This window comes from Parafrankia discariae, assembly GCF_000373365.1.
GTDB classification, from domain to species: domain Bacteria; phylum Actinomycetota; class Actinomycetes; order Frankiales; family Frankiaceae; genus Parafrankia; species Parafrankia discariae.
The window spans coordinates 1-15,840 of sequence record NZ_KB891226.1; the positions used below are offsets into that span (position 1 = coordinate 1).

At 72.0% G+C, this 15,840-nt stretch carries 12 protein-coding genes; 7 read left to right on the forward strand and 5 right to left on the reverse strand.

The window, feature by feature from the left end; translation table 11 throughout:
- The 3 genes from B056_RS45790 to B056_RS0120210 form a co-directional block, all read right to left on the reverse strand.
- A partial coding sequence (locus B056_RS45790; protein WP_326828239.1) for a diguanylate cyclase domain-containing protein occupies positions 1-2,712 on the reverse strand: 2,712 nt, incomplete at its 3' end.
- A gap of 82 nt (positions 2,713-2,794) precedes the next feature.
- Complete coding sequence (gene shc, locus B056_RS0120205) at positions 2,795-4,810, reverse strand: squalene--hopene cyclase (RefSeq protein ID WP_018503677.1); 2,016 nt, start codon at positions 4,808-4,810, stop codon at positions 2,795-2,797.
- A 217-nt stretch (positions 4,811-5,027) separates the two neighbouring features.
- The gene (locus B056_RS0120210; RefSeq protein ID WP_018503678.1) at positions 5,028-5,726 is read right to left on the reverse strand and encodes a TetR/AcrR family transcriptional regulator; all 699 of its coding nucleotides are present in this window, start codon (positions 5,724-5,726) and stop codon (positions 5,028-5,030) included.
- Between the two features lie 203 nt (positions 5,727-5,929).
- Between B056_RS0120210 and B056_RS0120215 the strand changes: the two genes are divergently transcribed.
- Positions 5,930-6,313 (forward strand): rhodanese-like domain-containing protein, encoded by a 384-nt coding sequence (locus B056_RS0120215; protein WP_230203085.1) that lies wholly within the window; start codon positions 5,930-5,932, stop codon positions 6,311-6,313.
- Between the two features lie 134 nt (positions 6,314-6,447).
- On the forward strand, positions 6,448-7,329 hold the full coding sequence (locus B056_RS0120220) for an LLM class F420-dependent oxidoreductase (protein WP_018503680.1): 882 nt from the start codon (positions 6,448-6,450) through the stop codon (positions 7,327-7,329).
- Between the two features lie 65 nt (positions 7,330-7,394).
- Here B056_RS0120220 and B056_RS0120225 read toward each other — a convergent pair whose 3' ends face one another.
- Positions 7,395-9,116, reverse strand: a complete 1,722-nt coding sequence (locus B056_RS0120225; protein WP_018503681.1) for a class I adenylate-forming enzyme family protein — start codon at positions 9,114-9,116, stop codon at positions 7,395-7,397.
- 569 nt (positions 9,117-9,685) lie between these two features.
- Between B056_RS0120225 and B056_RS0120230 the strand changes: the two genes are divergently transcribed.
- Genes B056_RS0120230 through B056_RS0120250 form a run of 5 tightly spaced genes read left to right on the forward strand, consistent with a single transcriptional unit; the run spans position 9,686 to position 15,527 of the window.
- Positions 9,686-11,350 (forward strand): FAD-dependent oxidoreductase, encoded by a 1,665-nt coding sequence (locus B056_RS0120230; RefSeq protein ID WP_018503682.1) that lies wholly within the window; start codon positions 9,686-9,688, stop codon positions 11,348-11,350.
- 46 nt (positions 11,351-11,396) lie between these two features.
- The gene (locus B056_RS0120235) at positions 11,397-13,190 is read left to right on the forward strand and encodes a flavin-containing monooxygenase (protein WP_018503683.1); all 1,794 of its coding nucleotides are present in this window, start codon (positions 11,397-11,399) and stop codon (positions 13,188-13,190) included.
- A complete protein-coding gene (locus B056_RS0120240; RefSeq protein WP_018503684.1) occupies positions 13,190-14,188 on the forward strand; it encodes an alpha/beta hydrolase in 999 nt (332 codons plus the stop codon). The genes B056_RS0120235 and B056_RS0120240 overlap by 1 nt, the downstream gene beginning before the upstream one ends.
- Positions 14,188-14,724, forward strand: coding sequence for a nuclear transport factor 2 family protein (locus tag B056_RS0120245; protein WP_018503685.1), 537 nt, complete (start codon positions 14,188-14,190; stop codon positions 14,722-14,724). The genes B056_RS0120240 and B056_RS0120245 overlap by 1 nt, the downstream gene beginning before the upstream one ends.
- A gap of 50 nt (positions 14,725-14,774) precedes the next feature.
- Positions 14,775-15,527, forward strand: coding sequence for an IclR family transcriptional regulator (locus tag B056_RS0120250; protein WP_018503686.1), 753 nt, complete (start codon positions 14,775-14,777; stop codon positions 15,525-15,527).
- Here B056_RS0120250 and B056_RS42905 read toward each other — a convergent pair.
- Positions 15,524-15,739, reverse strand: coding sequence for a hypothetical protein (locus B056_RS42905; protein ID WP_154677140.1), 216 nt, complete (start codon positions 15,737-15,739; stop codon positions 15,524-15,526). The genes B056_RS0120250 and B056_RS42905 overlap by 4 nt on opposite strands.
- Positions 15,740-15,840 lie beyond the last annotated feature (101 nt).

The following is a 15,840-nucleotide window of genomic DNA, read 5'->3' on the forward strand; positions in this document are numbered from 1 at the left end:
GTAGCCGCGGGTGCGTAGGTGTTCGACGGTGACGGCGGCGCAGGAGCGTACGTGTTCCTCGCTGGTGCGGGCCGCCGCCGTGACGTCGCCGGCCCGGATCTCGGTCAGTAGTCGTTCGCGGTATTTCGTCTCGTTGTTCTCCCAGGCGGGGGCGTCGTAGTAGAAGCTGCCCTGCAGGACGCCGCCGAGGAAGTCGAGGATCGCGTCGAGGCGTGGTGATTTGCCGGCGGTGGCGATGATCTGGAAGAACCGGCGGTCCAGGCTCCGGCGGCGGGTCTCCTCGCCGGTGGTGGTGATCTCGCGGTGCAGTCGGGCGAGTTCCTCGATCTGCGTCGGGGTGAGGGTGCGCACGGCGCGTCGGGTGGTCATTCCGGAGACCAGGGCGACAACTTCGTAGTGGTCCTCGATGTCCTCGACGGTGACCTCGGCGACGAACGCGCCGCGCCGGGGGACGGCGTCGACGAAGCCTTTCTGTGCGAGTTCGATGAGGGCCTCGCGGACCGGGGCGCGGCTGATCCCGAGCGCGTCGGCGACCTCGTCCTGATCGATTTTGCTGCGTGGGGGTAGCGCGCGGGAGACGATCGCCTCCCGGATGAAGTCGGCGGCCTCGTCCTTGAGGTTGCCGTAGCGCCGCCGACCCGAGGCGAGCCGCCGGATCGCACTCGGGTCGGCGGTGTCGTCCCGCAGGGTCACCACGTCGCCGGACAGTCGTTCGACGCGGCGGTCTCCGCCGCTTCGTGCAGGTACCTGACCACGTGGCCTCCGGAGTCCTCGAGCTTCGGGTCGCCGCCCGCGCGCTGGCAGCCCTGCTCCAGGACGATCGCCAGCCTCCATTTTGCCAGCACCAGGTAGTAGCCGAGGTCGTCCACCCGCCGGCTCGGAGGCGCCGCCGAGGGCGGCAGGATCGAGCGGACCTCCGCCGGATTCGTCCTCATCATCTTCGTCGGGCCGCGACCGCCGCCCGGCCTGACTCCGGGGTCGGAAGTCGGGCCGGGCCGGTCGATGCCGGACTTCGTGCTCACTGCCCGGGGTAACGGGATCGTTCCGCCCGTCGAAGGCGGTACCACCCGGTTCATCGGGCGGCGGTGCGGCGGTCGCCTGGGCCATGTCGGGCTGGTAGACCTTCAGCCTGCCGGCCCGTTCCCGCTTGGCGGCGTACATCGCGAGGTCGGCCTGGTGGAGCAGGACGTCGGAGTCGGCCGGCCGGCCGGGGGCGTCGAGGGTGACCAGCCCGAGGCTGGCCTGCGGGGCGTACGGCCGCCCGTCGAGCAGGCACGGTGTCCGTATCGCCGCCGCGAGCCGCTCACCGACCCGGCGGGGATCGCGGAGTCCGTCGCCGTCGAGGATGACGGCGAACTCGTCGCCGCCGAGCCGGGCGACGGTGTCCACCGTCCGCGTCTCCGCCAGCAGCCGGTCCGCGCTGATCTGGAGGAGCTCGTCGCCGGCCGCATGCCCGAAGGTGTCATTGACACGCTTGAAATCGTCAAGGTCCAGAAACAGCACGGACAGCGACGCGCCGTTGCCGTCGGCGCCGGGGGTGCGCGTCAGTGCCTGCCGCAGTCGGCGGGTGAACAGGGCCCGGTTCGCCAGGCCGGTCAGCGGGTCGTGGAACGCCTGGTGGAGCAGTTCCCGTTCCTGCTCCCGGATCCCGGCCAACAGCCGGGCGTTCTCGACCAGGGTGAGCATCTGGCGGACCAGCGCCACCAGCAGCAGCCCGGCGATGCTGTACGTCTCGAAGCGGCCGACCGGCATACCGATCGACAGCCTGCCGACCACCAGCAGGCCCGCCGCACCGAGCGCCGCGTAGGGCAGCACCGCGTAGGCCCACGTCGCCTGCGGGCCGACCGGCGCTGGGCTGTCCGGCGGGGCCCTCCCCGGGGACGGCAACAGCGCGGCCAGGAAGATCGGCAGGAAGGCCGGTCCGAACGCGACCACGCTCAGCGGCGGCATGTCGAGCTGGTGCTGCGCGACGCGGTAGACGAAGACGTTGCTGACGAGACCGTAGGCGAGCAGGCCCGAACCGAGCAGCGCCAGGGTCGCCGGGGAGCGTGGCCGGCGGAAGCTCGCGATCAGCACCACAGCTGTGAGCAGGATCAGTACGGAGACCGCGTGGCCCAGGGACAGCAGGAACTGCTGGAGGTCGGGCGCACCGCTGCGGACCACCGTGGCGAGGACCGTCCCCCATTCGAGCAGGACGATCGAACCGACGATCAGGACGCAGTCCAGAAGGATGATCGCGTACCAGCGGGACGAGCCGCGGCCCTGCCGGCCCCCGCGGCCGTCCACCGGGTCGGTGGGCAGGGACAGCAGCCCGGCCAGGGCCACACCGTGGAAGACGACGAGAACGGAGTACCACCCCGAGGACACCTGGGGACATCGACCTCCCAGCGCGGCCGCCGCCGTCGCGCCGCTGGCTAGCGCCGAACTGCCCGCCATGACGCCGATGAGCCGCCGCCAGCGCCGGTCACCGGTGCTGGCGCGCCGAGCGGTCCAGAAACAGGCCCCCGCGGCGGCCGCCTGGGCGACCGCGTTGAGCGACATCGTGGCGATGACGCCCGGCAGCGGGCCCAACAGCACCGCGAGGGCCACCTCCAGCACGGAGAGCACCAGCGAGCCGACGACTGCGCACCACAACACCCGCGGCGTGCGGCCCGACACGAGCGAACGCCACAAGTCTTGTGTGGCGCTCGTGACGCCACGGAGTCCGGACATCGTCCACATCCCTCAAGGGAAGCGTAGCGAAGTCGAACCGATTCGGATAGTTGCACCGTTACGCCCGACCGGGTCGGTCGGCCTACCCGCGGAGGTAGCGGCCGAGGGCCATGATCGGCCACAGCAGCCGGTAGCCGTGGTAGTTGATGTAGAAGTCGCCGGGGAACCCGGTACCGGTGAACTGGTCCTCGTCCCAGGAACCGTCCGGCCGCTGGTGATCGGCCAGCCACCGGGCGCCCCGGGCGAGGGCCCTGCCCACCCCCGGCTGGTCGTCCGTCGTCAGCAGGGCCAACATCGCCCACGCCGTCTGGGACGCTGTGGACTCACCGCGGCCCGACCACTCGGGATCGGAGTAGGAGCGCAGGTCCTCACCCCAGCCGCCGTCGGTGTTCTGGTGGGTGAGCAGCCAGTCCGCTCCCGCCCGCATGGCCGGATGAGACGGTTCGATGCCCGCGGCGCGCAGCGCGGGCATCACACTGCCGGTGCCGTAGACGTAGTTGACACCCCACCTGCCGAACCACGACCCGTCGGCCTCCTGGTGGTCCAGCAGCCAGGCCACCCCGCGCCGGGTGCGGTCGTCGCCGGCCAGGCCGGCCTCGGCGAGCAGTTCGACGACATGTGCGGTGACGTCCGCGGAGGGCGGGTCGGTGAGGGCCCCGAAGTCGGCGAACGGGATCTGGTAGGGGATGGTGCTGGTGTTGTCCGCGTCGTACGCGCCCCATCCGCCGTCGCTGGACTGCAGCCCGAACAGCCAGGCCACCGCCCGGTTCTCGGCGGCGGCCAGCTCGTCGCGCGCCGGGTGGCGCACCCGGCGCAGCGCGAGCAGGACCTCCGCCGTGTCGTCGGTGTCGGGATAGGTGTCGTTCTCGAACTCGAACGCCCAGCCACTCGCCGGGACGTCGGGATGGTTGACCGCCCAGTCTCCACGCCGGTGGCGGACCTCCTGGCCGAGCAGCCAGTCGGCGGCGCGGATCAGCGCCGGATGGTCGGGGGCGATCGCGGCCGTGGCACCCGCGTCCGCGAGGGCGTTCACCGCCAGCGCGGTGTCCCAGACCGGCGACTGGGACGCCTCGACCATGCGGGAGCCGTCGGGGAGGGTGACACTGTAGTCGTCGAGGGCCCGCAGCGCGGCCTTCAGCACCGGGTGGTCGAGCTCGTACCCGAGCAGCCGCAGCGCGATTATCGAATAGACCGCCGGCGGCTGAATTCCGCCGAAGCATCCATCCGCCTCCTGGCGGGCGATGATCCACCTTTCCGCGGCCCGCAGCGCCTGATTGCGCACGGTGCGAACGGGACGCCGGTGATACATGTGCAGTAGTCGGTCTACACCCGCGAAAAGCTCTTTCGCGGTGAACCGCGTGTGGATGCTCTCCAGCATGCCGAAGGCTCCGGCGCCGGGCGTGGCGGGCGCGGGCGCGGCGGGCGGGACCGGGTGCAGCTCGTCGAGGGCGAACGGCGCCGGCCGTACCGGGCGGAGGGCGGAGACGACCGTCAGCGACACCAGGGTCTGGCGCGCCCAGGACCCGAAGGAGTAGATGTTCAGCGGCGCCCGGCGGGGGAGGAACATGATCTCCGGGGGCAGCACCGGCAGGTCCTCCCAGCGCCACCAGCCGAACAGCGCCAGCCAGATCCGGGTGAACACCCTGGTAGCGGGGATTCCGCCCTGAGCGCGGATCCAGGCCGCGGCGTTGAGCATGTGCGGCGCGCGGGTCTCGTCGCCGGCGAGGCGCAGGGCGATGTACGACTCCACAGTGGTGGACAGCTCGCCCGGGCCGCCGAAGTACTGCGGCCACGATCCGTCGGCGCTCTGCCGGGAGCGGATGAACTGGGCCGAGGGCGCCGTCAGCTCAGCCGTGCGGATACCGAGGTATTCGCGCAGCAGGAGGTTCTCTGCGTCCATGCTCGTGTTCGTCTCGAGATCGAATTTCCACCAGCCCGTGCCGTCCTGCAACGCGAGCAGGTGGTCGGTGGCGAGGCGCAGTGCGCGGGCGAGCTCACCCCCGGCGTCCGCGGTGCGGTCGCGCGCGGTGGCGTCGTCGGCGCTGATCTGCGCGGGAATGCTTTCCCGGGTGACCCCGACGGTGTCGGAAACGTTCATGTCCGGTCCTCGCATATCGTTCATCACCAACGTGACGGGAAATCGGTCGGATCCCCGGAACATGGCCGGCCTGGGCGCCGGAAGGGCACGCCGAAGGAGCTCTCCGAACTGTGCCGCCAGAGTATTGGGCACTCATTCACCCCGGCGCGCTCACATTGTTCCGGGTGCCGCGACAGATCTTGCTTTCCGTTTGTGCGGTTCCTGTGGTGCGGGTGGGTCAGCCGGTGGGGGGCTGGACGCCCAGTCGACCGAGGCAGGTGTCGACCGTCATGAGGAGATCGCCGAGGTCGGTGCTGCCCGAGCTGCACCATGCCCGGGTGGCTACCTGGATGGCCCCGAGGAATGTGACGGCGGTCAGCTGGGCGCCCAGCCCGGGGTCGGGCGGGCCGTTCCCGGCGATGGCGTGTTCAGGCGGGGTGTGTTCAGCGGTGGCGCGTTCAGGAGTGGTGGGTTCGACCGAGCTGGGTTCGGTCTCCTCCGCGAGCTCCACGGCGAGTCGGTCGCCGATGGCGACGAGGCGGCTCAGGACCGCTCCCGCCAGGGGCGACGAGCCGTCGAGGAGAAGCAGATGATCAGCGTAGTGGCGCAGCGAGTCGCCGTCCGGCGACATCAGCGTCCAGGCGTCGAAGGCCGCGTTGCGCAGCGCCGTCAGGGGCGGCTCGTCGGCGGGGCGGCGGCGCAGCGCGGCCACGGTCAGATCGCCCATCTCGTCCAGCGGCGCGAGGGCGATCGCCTCCTTGCTGGTGAAGTAACGGAACACGGTGCGTACGGACACCTCGGCCTGGTCGGCGATCTCCTCCACCGTGGCCGCCTCGTAGCCCTTCAGGTGAAACAGCTCGTGCGCGACATCGATGATCGACTGGCGGGTGCGGCGCTTCTTCCGCTCGCGCAGGCCTTCCGTGCGCTGGTCCGACACGCTCGATCACCTCCTGCCAGGTAGCGATTCCGTGGTCCTGATGTCTTCGGCAAGCATACGCATGGGACTGGCAAATGGCAGCCTCTGACAGATTTTTGACCCGGATGGGTCGTATGCCCCTTTCCTGGCGCGGCCGGGGGGCGTCCTGGTCCGGGGTGCCGAGGGCGGCTGGCCGGCGGCTTGGGGTGCCGGCCAGCCGCGGCGTGGCCGACCGGGGCGACTTCGGGCAGAACCTGGTGGCGCCGGTCAAGGACGTCCGCGAGACGATCGCCTCCGCGCTGCCGGTGAACATCGAGCTCGCGCTGCTGCTCGCGCTGGCCGTCGCGATCATCTCCCGCACCCTGGTGGACACCCGCACCGGTGCGCCGCTGCCGGCCGCCGAGATCGACGCGCGGATGCGCGGTGTCGGCGTCCTGGAGCCGGGCGAACGGCGGACGGTCTTCTACTGCGGCGGCGGGGTGAGCGCCGCCTGGAACGCGCTGGCCCTGTCGGCGGTCGGCGGTCCGGACGCCGCCGTGTACGACGGCTCCATGCCGGAGTGGGCGGCGGACCCCGACCTGCCGCTCGTGCTCGGGCCGGAGAGCTGACGCGCGGGCGGCGCCGCCTCCGGTCGCGACACCGGCTTTCCTTGTTCGATATTTGAACTGATGGTTGTAGAAATAGAATTATGGCTGATAGTCTGCCGGCATCCTCAGCATGAGAAGAGAGACGGGCGGGTGCGATGAGGCTCGGGGTCGTCTATCCGCAGATCGAGCTGGAGGGTGATCCGTCGGCGCTGGCCCGGTTCGCCCAGGCGGCCGAGGCGCTCGGCTACGACCATCTGGTCATGTACGACCACCTCATCGGCGCGTCGCACGAGCGGCGCGACCCGCCGATCCGGGGCCGGTACGGGGAGCGCAGCCCGTTCCACGATCCCCTCGCGGCCTTCGCCTACCTGGCCGGCCTGACCGAGCGCATCGAGTTCGTGAGCGGCGTGCTCATCCTTCCCCTGCGCCAGACCGTCCTCGTCGCCCGGCAGACGGCCGACATCGACCTCATGTCCGGGGGGCGGCTGCGGCTCGGCGTGGGGGCCGGGTACAACCGGGTCGAGTTCCACGCGATGGGTGTGGACTTCGCCAGCCGGGGCCGGCGACTGACCGAGCAGATCTCCTACCTCCGCCGGCTGTGGAGCGAGGAGCTGATCAGCTTCGAGGGTGAGTTCGACCAGATCGACCGGGCCAACATCGTCCCGCGGCCGACCCGGCGGATCCCGATCTGGTGCGGAGGGTTCGCCGAGGCGGCGTTCCACCGGGCCGTCGCCCTGGCCGACGGCTTCGTCTTCGGCTACGGCCTCGACCAGCCGGCGATGGACGGCTGGGCCCGCCTGCGGGAACTGCTGGCGAACGCGGGCCGGCCGCTCGACGGCTTCGGTGCGCAGTTCGTCCTGCACGCGCCCGGCCGGCCCTACACCGATCAGGAGATCACCGACGGGCTGCTGCGGCTGCGGGCGGCGGGCGCCACCCACGCCTCGCTGTTCACGATGGGGCGCGGGCTCACCGGCGTCGACCGCCACCTCGACTACATCGCGGAGATCATGAAGAAGGCCGAGGTCGCCCTGCGCTGAGCGGCCCGGCCCGGCCCGGTCGGTCCCGCTCCCGGCTCGGCGCGGGAGCGGACCGTCGCCGGGCGTCAGCCGGGTTCCGCCCGTGGCAGGGCGGGCGCCGCCTGACCCGCAGAGGACTGTTCGCGCAGCACCGCCCGCTGGATCTTGCCGGTGGCGGTCTTCGGCAGCTCCGGAAGGATCGAGATCCGCCGGGGGTACTTGTACGCGGCGAGCCGCTCCCGGGCGAAGGCGGTCAGCTCCTCGGGCGTGGCCGCCGCGCCGTCGCGCAGCGACACGTAGGCCGCCACGGTCTCGCCCCGGTAGGCGTCCGGCAGGCCGACCACGGCGGCCTCGAAGACGGCGGGATGCTCGTACAGGACGTCCTCGACCTCGCGCGGCCAGACCTTGAAGCCCGAGGTGTTGATCTGGTCCTTCACCCGGTCGACGAGGTAGACCCAGCCCTCGGCGTCGAGGACGGCGACGTCCCCGGTGCGCAGCCGCCCGCCCGCCAGGGCGTGTGCCGACGCCTCCGGGTTGCGCCAGTAGCCGGGGATGACCTGCGGCGCGGCGATGACCAGCTCACCCTCGACACCCGGCGGCCGCGGCACGCCGTTCTCGTCGGTGATCCACACGTCGACGTTCTGCATCGGCACGCCGATCGACAGGGTGCCGCTCGGCCCGTGCACGGGTGCCGCCGCGCCGGGGGGCACGGCGATGCCCCCGCCGGTCGTCTCGGTCATGCCCCAGATGTTGTGCAGGTAGGGCCCGAACCGTGACCGGAACGCCTCCACCGTCGACGGCGGGATGGGCGCGCCTCCGGAATAGAGCCGTTTCACCGTGGCGAAATGCTCGGGGCCCGCGGCGTCAATCCGGAAGAAGGCGTTGAACGCCGTGATCGAACCGATGGTGGTCGTCACGCCGTGGTCGCGGAGGGCCTCGAGCGCGACCGAGGGCTCGAATCGGCCACTCATGCTCAGCGTCGTGTCGTTCAGCAGGGCGATGCCCGCGTTCAGGGAGAGCCCGGTGATGTGGAAGAGGGGGGCGATGGCGAACACCACGTCGCCGGGCTCGAGAAGGAGCCAGTGGCCGTAGTTCAGCACCGAGTTCAGGAAGTTCCGGTGTGTGTTCAGCGCGCCTTTGGGTGGACCCGTGGTGCCGGAGGTATAGGTGAGGAAGGCCGTGTCGTCCGGGGTGGTCTCAACCGGCTCGGGGTGCTGCCCCCGGCGTTGCGCCAGGATCGCCGCGAGATCGCCGTCGGGCGACGGCGCGGGATCGCCGGCGGTGCCGAACACGCGCGGGTCGTCCGCCGTCTGGAAGTCGCGCGCGGAGGCGGACAACAGCCAGCGGACGGTACTGCCCGCGAGCGTCTCACGGGTCTGGGCGTCGGTCCCGCGGGCCAGGATGATCCCCGTGGCGCCGGAGTCGTCGATCAGCCGCCGCAGCTCGCGCCCGCGGTACATCGGGTTGAGCGGCACCGCGACGGCGCCGGCCTTCCAGATCGCCAGCAGGCTGATCGGGTAGTACGGCACGTTCTGCAGGTAGACGCCCACCCGGTCGCCCGGCCGGACGTCCCGTTCCCGCAGCTCGGCGGCGAGGGCGTCGCTGTGGGTGTCGAGCTCGGCCGCGCTGAGGGACCCGTCGAAGTACCGCACGGCCGTCCGGCCGGGGTTGCCGGCCACGCGGTCCCGCCACGCGTCGACGATCGAGGGGTGGGTGAGGCGCGGCGACGGGTCGATCCGCGGTGGGTAGGCGGCGAGCCACGGCCGGGCGGTCGACAGGACGTCCTCGCTCGCGGAATCGGTCGGCATTGATCAGCCCCTCGGGTCTGCGCAGGGTTCGGTCGAGCGTTCGGCGGGTCGGCCGCGGGGCGGAGTCCTCCGCCGCGGCCGCGGCGGTTCGTCCGGGCGCCGTGGGTGCAGGGTGTCCGCACCACGGGTGTCCGGGACGCGGGATGTTCAGGGCTCGGGATGTTCGGGACGCGGCGTATGCGGCGCGGGGCGGCCGAGCGGGAACCGGTCGGGCTTGACACCCCTCCGGGAGCTTACTAACTTGAGCAGCTATTGAACACTGTGTCTCACATACTGCACACCTCACAGTCTGCACACATCACATAACGCGCACATCCTGGACGGCGGGCCAGGTGCTCCACGGCGGGTGCTGCACAGCGGTCGCGATGCCGCCCCGCAGCCCGAGGTGTCAGCAGGGCGTCCGCAGGCGGCGGACTCACCGGCTGACAGACCTGACTCGACCGCCGGCGGTGACACCGGCGGCGCGGCGGCCCGCACGGCCGTCGCGGCCCGCGGGCGCCGCGCCGACGCGGGTCCCGGTGCCGGCCGGCCGGGCGGTTCCGAACCTCTCCCAGTGACGGGGGCATGCGATGCACGAGCATGAGACGTACGACGTGGTGGTTCTGGGGTCAGGCGCGGCGGGGCTGACCGCGGCGCTCGCGGCGGCCGTGGAGGGCGCCCGTGTCGCGGTGTTCGAGAAGGCGGAGCTGCTCGGCGGCACGACCGCGCTGTCCGGCGGGACGATCTGGGTCCCCGCCAACCAGCCGGCCCGGGCGGCCGGCATCAAGGACTCCCGCGCGGACGGCCTGGCCTACCTGGCGAGTCTGTCCTACGGGATGATTCTGCCGGAGCTGGCCGAGGCGCTCGTCGACGGCGGGCCGGAGCTGGTCGACTTCGTCGAGCAGCGGACGGAGCTGCGCTTCCAGCTGGTCGAGGGCTATCCCGACTACCACCCGGAACGCCCCGGCGGCCTGCCGAACGGGGGGCGGTCGATCGAGGTCGGACTCTTCTCCTTCCTCGGGTTCGAGGAGTGGGAGGACCGCATCGCGGGCGACACCCGCCGGATGCTCATCCGTGAGATGCCCCTGGGCGGGGGCACCGGCACGCTGGAGCCGGACGTGCTCGCCGAGCGGGAGAAGAACCGCGCGGAGGGACTCGGCCGGGCGCTGGTCGGCGGTCTGCTCCAGGCCTGCCTGCGCCATGGGGTGCGGGTGGCCACCCGGTCGCGCGGCCTGCGACTGGTCACCGAGGACGGCGCCGTCACCGGGATCGAGATCGAGATCCCCGACGGCACCCGGTCGGTGCGCACCAGCGCGGTCGTGCTCGCCACCGGCGGTTTCGAGTACGATCCCGATCTCGTCCGCGACTTCCTGCGCGGGCCGCTGACCCGGGCCATCGGCGCGCCGTCCAACACCGGCGACGGGCTGCGGATGGCGATGCGGGTCGGTGCCCAGCTCGGCAACATGCGGGAGGCCTGGTGGGCCCCGGTGGTCAGCCTTCCCGGGCATCGCCGGGACGGCGCCCGCAACGGGCTGCTGACCGCCCGGGAGCGCGCGCTGCCCGGTTCGATCATGGTCAACGGCCACGGTCGCCGGTTCGCCAACGAGGCGGCGAACTACAACGCCTTCGGCGGCGCCTACCACCAGCTCGACGCGTCGAGGTTCGAGTACCCGAACCTGCCCAGCTTCATGATCTTCGACCAGTCGACCGTCGACCGGTTCGGTGTCTTCGGCGGGGCGCCCGGCGGCGCGGTGCCGGACTGGCTGGAGCGCGCGGACACCCTGGACGCGCTGGCGGGCCGGCTCGGCCTGCCAGCGGCCGAGGTGGCGGCGACCGTGCGGCGGTTCAACGAGCATGCCCGGGCCGGCACCGACCCCGACTTCGGCCGCGGCGACAACGCCTACGACCGGTTCCCCGGCGGCCGGGTGCTCGACCCCGACTCGACCCTGTCCACGCTGGGCCCGGTCGAGACCGCGCCGTTCTACGGCGTGGAGGTCGGGTCGTCGGCGCTCGGCACCAAGGGCGGGCCCCGCACCGATCGGGACGGCCGGGTCCTGGACGTCGACGGCGACGTGATCCGCGGGCTCTACGCCGCGGGGAACGTGATGGCGAGTCCGTCCGGCATGGTCTACGGCGGTGCCGGGGCGACGCTGGCCGTCGCCGGGGTGTGGGGTCTCTACGCCGGGCGCGCGGCGGCGCGTGACCCGGCGGCCGGAGCCCGGTCGCCGGTCCTGAGCGAACAATCCGGAAGCTGACCCGAAGCCAGTAGAAACACCGGGAATTGGGGCGAAGAGCGAGACGATGACTGAGACCTTAGAGAATCCGGCTGAGACGATCACCGCGCGGGACGCCGAGGACATCTTCGCCGGATGGCTCGCCGACTTCGCGGCGGCCCTGCGGAGCGGATCCACGTCCGACCTCGCCGCGCTCTTCCTCCCGGAGGCGACCTGGCGGGACTTCATGGCCTTCCCCTGGGACTTCCACCACACGGTCGGGCGGGAGGAGACCGTCACCCGGCTCACCGAGCTGGCGAAGGCCTGGAACGCCGCCGACTTCCGGCCCAGCAGGGAGCAGCCGCCGGTCGTCACCGACGGCGCCGTCAACGCGTTCTTCGACTTCACCACCTCGGACCGGATCGACCGTGGCTATGTGCTGCTCGTACCGAGCGAGGGGCACTTCGTGGTGTCGATCCTGCAGACCCAGGTGATGGGGCTGCAGGCCCATCCGGAACGGGTGCGTCACCACCGCCGGGACGGCAAGGTCTACGGGATCGTGCCGGACCGCACCCGGTGGTCGAGCGACCGCGAGAAGGAGATCGCCTTCGAGGACACCGAGCCCGCGGTGCTCGTGCTCGGCGCGGGGCACAACGGGCTGGCCACCGCGGCCCGGCTCGGCGCGCTCGACGTGCCGACGCTCGTCATCGACCGCGAGGCCCGGGTCGGGGACACCTGGCGCAAGCGCTACGCGTCGCTGGCCCTGCACAGCACCGTCTTCGGGGACCATCTGCCCTACCTGTCGCTGCCGCCCTCCTGGCCGGCGCACACCCCGAAGGACAAGTTCGCCGACTGGCTGGAGTCGTACGCGAACCTGCTCGACCTCAACGTGTGGACGTCCACCACGTTCCTCGACGGGCACTACGACGAGGACGCCCAGCGGTGGACGATCCGGGTCCGGCGCGGCGACGGCTCGGTCCGGGAACTGCACCCGCGGCACTTCGTCGTGGCGGGCGGGCTGTTCGGCTCGCCGAAGATCCCCGCGATCAAGGGCCTCGAGACCTTCCCCGGCATGACGGCGCACTCGGACGAGTTCCAGTACGGCGCCGACTTCGCGGGGAAGAAGGCGCTGGTGATCGGGGCCGGCGTGAGCGGCCACGAGATCGCGCACGACCTGTACGAGCACGGCGCGGACGTCACCATGCTGCAGCGCAGCGCGACCTACGTGGTGAGCTACGAGTCCTACCACCGGTACTGGTCGACGCTGTTCACCGAGGACATGCCCTACACCCCGGACTTCGCGGACCAGATGACCTACTCGCTGCCCAACGAGCGGGTGGACGAGCTCAACAAGAAGCTGGTGAAGCTCGCCGCGGCGGCCGACCAGGATCTCCTCGACGGTCTCACCTCGCGCGGCTTCAAGCTCGAGTGGGGCCCGGACGGCACCGGCATCATCGGCGCCCACATGTCCGGCAAGGACGCCTACCAGATCAACATCGGCGCGTCCGAACTGATCGCGGACGGCCTGGTGCACCTCAAGCAGGGCGTCGAGGTGGCCGAGATCAGGGAGCGGACGGTGGTCTTCACCGACGGCTCGACCCTCGACGTCGACCTGATCGTCTTCGCCACCGGCTACCACCAGTTCTGGGGCCACATCAAGCCGACGCTGGGCTCGGTGGCGGACCGGATCGACAAGGCGTACGGCCGTGCCGCGGACGGCGAGTACGCGAACACGTGGCGTCGCTCCGCCCAGCCCGGGCTGTGGTTCGGCACCGGGTTCATCCGGATGGCCCGTTTCTACACCCGGTTCACGGCGCTGCTGATCAAGGCGATCGAGGTCGGTGTCGAGCCGATGGACCCGGACCGGGCCGACGGCGACTGATGGCCGCCATCGACGTGCACAGGCGGGTCGAACCCGGGACCGTGGCGCTGCTCGATCGGCTGGCGCGCTGGGACCTGACGAGCATCGCGACGATCCGGCGCTCGTACGCGGCGGTCGGCCCGCCGCCCGCCCCCGAGGACCCGCGGGTCCGGCGGCACGACCAGGTCGTCCCGGGTACGGACGGCCGTCCCGACGTGCGGGTGCGCTGGTACCGCCCGGCCGACGCGCCGGACGGGGCGGCGCTGCCGTTCCTGCTCTGGCTGCACGGCGGCGCCTACATCATGGGGAACCTGGACGAGAACGACGACCGCCTCGACCGGATGGTCATCGAGCTCGGCTGCGCCGTCGCCTCGGTCGACTGGCGGCTGGCCCCGGAGCACCCCTACCCGGCGGGCCTGGAGGACGCGGAGACCGTCTGGCGCCGGGTCAGCGCGAACCCGGCCGACTTCGGGGTCGACCCGGCCCGGCTGGTCCTGGGCGGGGCGAGCGCGGGTGCCGGCCTGGCCGCCGGGCTGTGTCTGCGGCTGCGGGACCTCGGCGTCCCCCAGCCGGTGCTGCAGCTGCTGATCTACCCGATGCTCGACGACCGTGAGCTGACCCCCTCGATCCGCGCGCTCGAGGACCCGGGCCACTGGGGCCTGTGGCATCTGCGGGCCAACCGGTTGTGTTGGGCGGCCTATCTCGGGTCGCTCGCCGGCGGCGAGGTCCCGCCCAGCGCCGCGCCGGCACGGGCGGAGGACCTCACCGGGCTCGCGCCGGCCTTCCTCGGGATCGGCGACGTCGACGGGTTCGTGGACGAGAACGTCGCCTACGCGGCACGCCTGTCGGCCGCGGGCGTGCCGACCGAGCTGCACGTGTACCCCGGGGTCATCCACGGCGGGTTCGGCGCGCCGCCGCGCACCCCGCGCACCGCGCAGTTCCTGCGGGATGTCTACGCGGCGCTGGCCGCCGCGTTCGTGCCGGCGGACGGATCCCAGGAAGCCGGCGAGGGGCCCTGATGGCCGGGGAGAACCTGGCGGACGTGGCGGACCTGGCTGGCCTGGCGGAGGTGGAGAGCAGGGTCCGGCGGCTGGAGGCACGGCTGCGGTCGGCCGAGGACCAGCTGGAGATCCTCCGCCTGCTCAACAGCTACGGTCCTCTGGTCGACAGCGGGTCGGCGGAAGAGGCCGCCGACCTGTGGATCAGCGGCGGCGGCTACGAGTTCGGCGTTCCAGCCGGGAGCGCTGTCCGGGTCGAGGCGCCGCAGGGCCTGGCGGATCTCTACCGGACCGAGCCGCACACCGGGCTGGTCGCCGCCGGCGTCGCGCACCTCACCGCCCCGCCTCGCGTCACCGTCAGCGGCGACACGGCGGAGGCCGTCGGCTATTCCTTCGTGGTCCTCAGGGAGGATGACCGGTGGTTTCTGTGGCGGGCCGCGGTCAACCACTGGACGCTGCTGCGCACCCCTGCCGGCTGGCGGATCCGGGACCGCCGCAACCGCGTCCTTGACGGCTCACCCGAGTCGCAGGCGATCATGCGCCTGGTGCGGGGGTGAGAGCCCGCGCCGTGCAACCGGGCGCTGACGGGGCCGGATACCATCAGCCCATGGCCCGAGCCGACCAGACGGAGATCGTCAAAGCGCAGCCTGGGAGCCAGACGCTCGCGCGCGGTCTGCGGGCCCTCATCGCCGTCACGGAATCCGGGACGGGCCTGACCACCCAGGAAGTCGCGGAACGGCTTTCCATCCATCGGTCGATCGCCTACCGGCTGCTTCAGACATTCGTGGATTTCCGGTTTCTCACCCGTGCCGACAACGGCGTCTACCGGCCGGGCGCGAGGCTCGTGTCGCTCTCGGACGCGTACCTGCCGGGCCTGCGCGAGATCGCCCTGCCCTCGATGCGGCGGCTGGCCGAGCGACTCGGCTCCACGATCGCGCTCTTCATCGCCGAAGGTGAGGAAGCGGTCGCGGTCTCGCTGGTCGAACCCACCAACACGACGCATCACCTGTCGTTCCGCGCCGGCATGCGGACCCCGCTGGACCGGGGGTCGGCGGGCTACGCGCTCGCCTCGGCGCTTCCGCCGCGGCCCGGCGAGCCGGCCGGGGTGAAGCTCGCGCGCGAGCTCGGCTTCGCGGTCAGCAGCGGTGAGATCGAGGCCGGGGCGCACGGCGTCGCGGCGCTCATCCCGGCCCGGTCCTCCAGCCCGCTCATGTGCCTCCACCTGGTCACCTTCCGTTCCGAGGTGGCGGACGGCGCCGGCCCGGTGATGGTGCAGGCCGCCGGCGAGATCGGCCAGCTCTTCGACGGCGGCGACCGGTTGTCGGGCGCCCGGGTGCCCGGGCTCGGCCAGGCCGGCTAGCCCACCGGCTCCACCAGGTTGTAGCCGACGCCGGCCCGGCGCCGGCGCTCGGCGGTCGTGCCTTCCCGCGCACCCGCGTTGCTGGCCTGCCCGTCTGCCCGCGATTCCCACGTGCCCACCGTCTCGTGGCGGCGGGCGCCGTCGCGCCGTTCCCGGCCGCCGCGGGACGGGTGGGCGGGGCCGTCCGTCCACCGTCCTCCCGGTCTTGACACCCTTGAGGGCGGATCCTACTGTGCATATTTAGAACGCTGGCGTTCTATAGTTCGTACAGCGCTAGCGCGGGTCGCTGGCGAGGGTGCAGCGTGACCGAGGG

Bases quoted from the DNA above. Each gene is read 5' to 3' on its own strand.
- shc (WP_018503677.1), bottom strand. From the start codon at position 4,810: ATGAACGTTTCCGACACCGTCGGGGTCACCCGGGAAAGCATTCCCGCG.
- B056_RS0120220 (WP_018503680.1), top strand. From the start codon at position 6,448: ATGAGGCTCGGGGTCGTCTATCCGCAGATCGAGCTGGAGGGTGATCCG.
- B056_RS0120225 (WP_018503681.1), bottom strand. From the start codon at position 9,116: ATGCCGACCGATTCCGCGAGCGAGGACGTCCTGTCGACCGCCCGGCCG.
- B056_RS0120230 (WP_018503682.1), top strand. From the start codon at position 9,686: ATGCACGAGCATGAGACGTACGACGTGGTGGTTCTGGGGTCAGGCGCG.
- B056_RS0120235 (WP_018503683.1), top strand. From the start codon at position 11,397: ATGACTGAGACCTTAGAGAATCCGGCTGAGACGATCACCGCGCGGGAC.
- B056_RS0120240 (WP_018503684.1), top strand. From the start codon at position 13,190: ATGGCCGCCATCGACGTGCACAGGCGGGTCGAACCCGGGACCGTGGCG.
- B056_RS0120245 (WP_018503685.1), top strand. From the start codon at position 14,188: ATGGCCGGGGAGAACCTGGCGGACGTGGCGGACCTGGCTGGCCTGGCG.
- B056_RS0120250 (WP_018503686.1), top strand. From the start codon at position 14,775: ATGGCCCGAGCCGACCAGACGGAGATCGTCAAAGCGCAGCCTGGGAGC.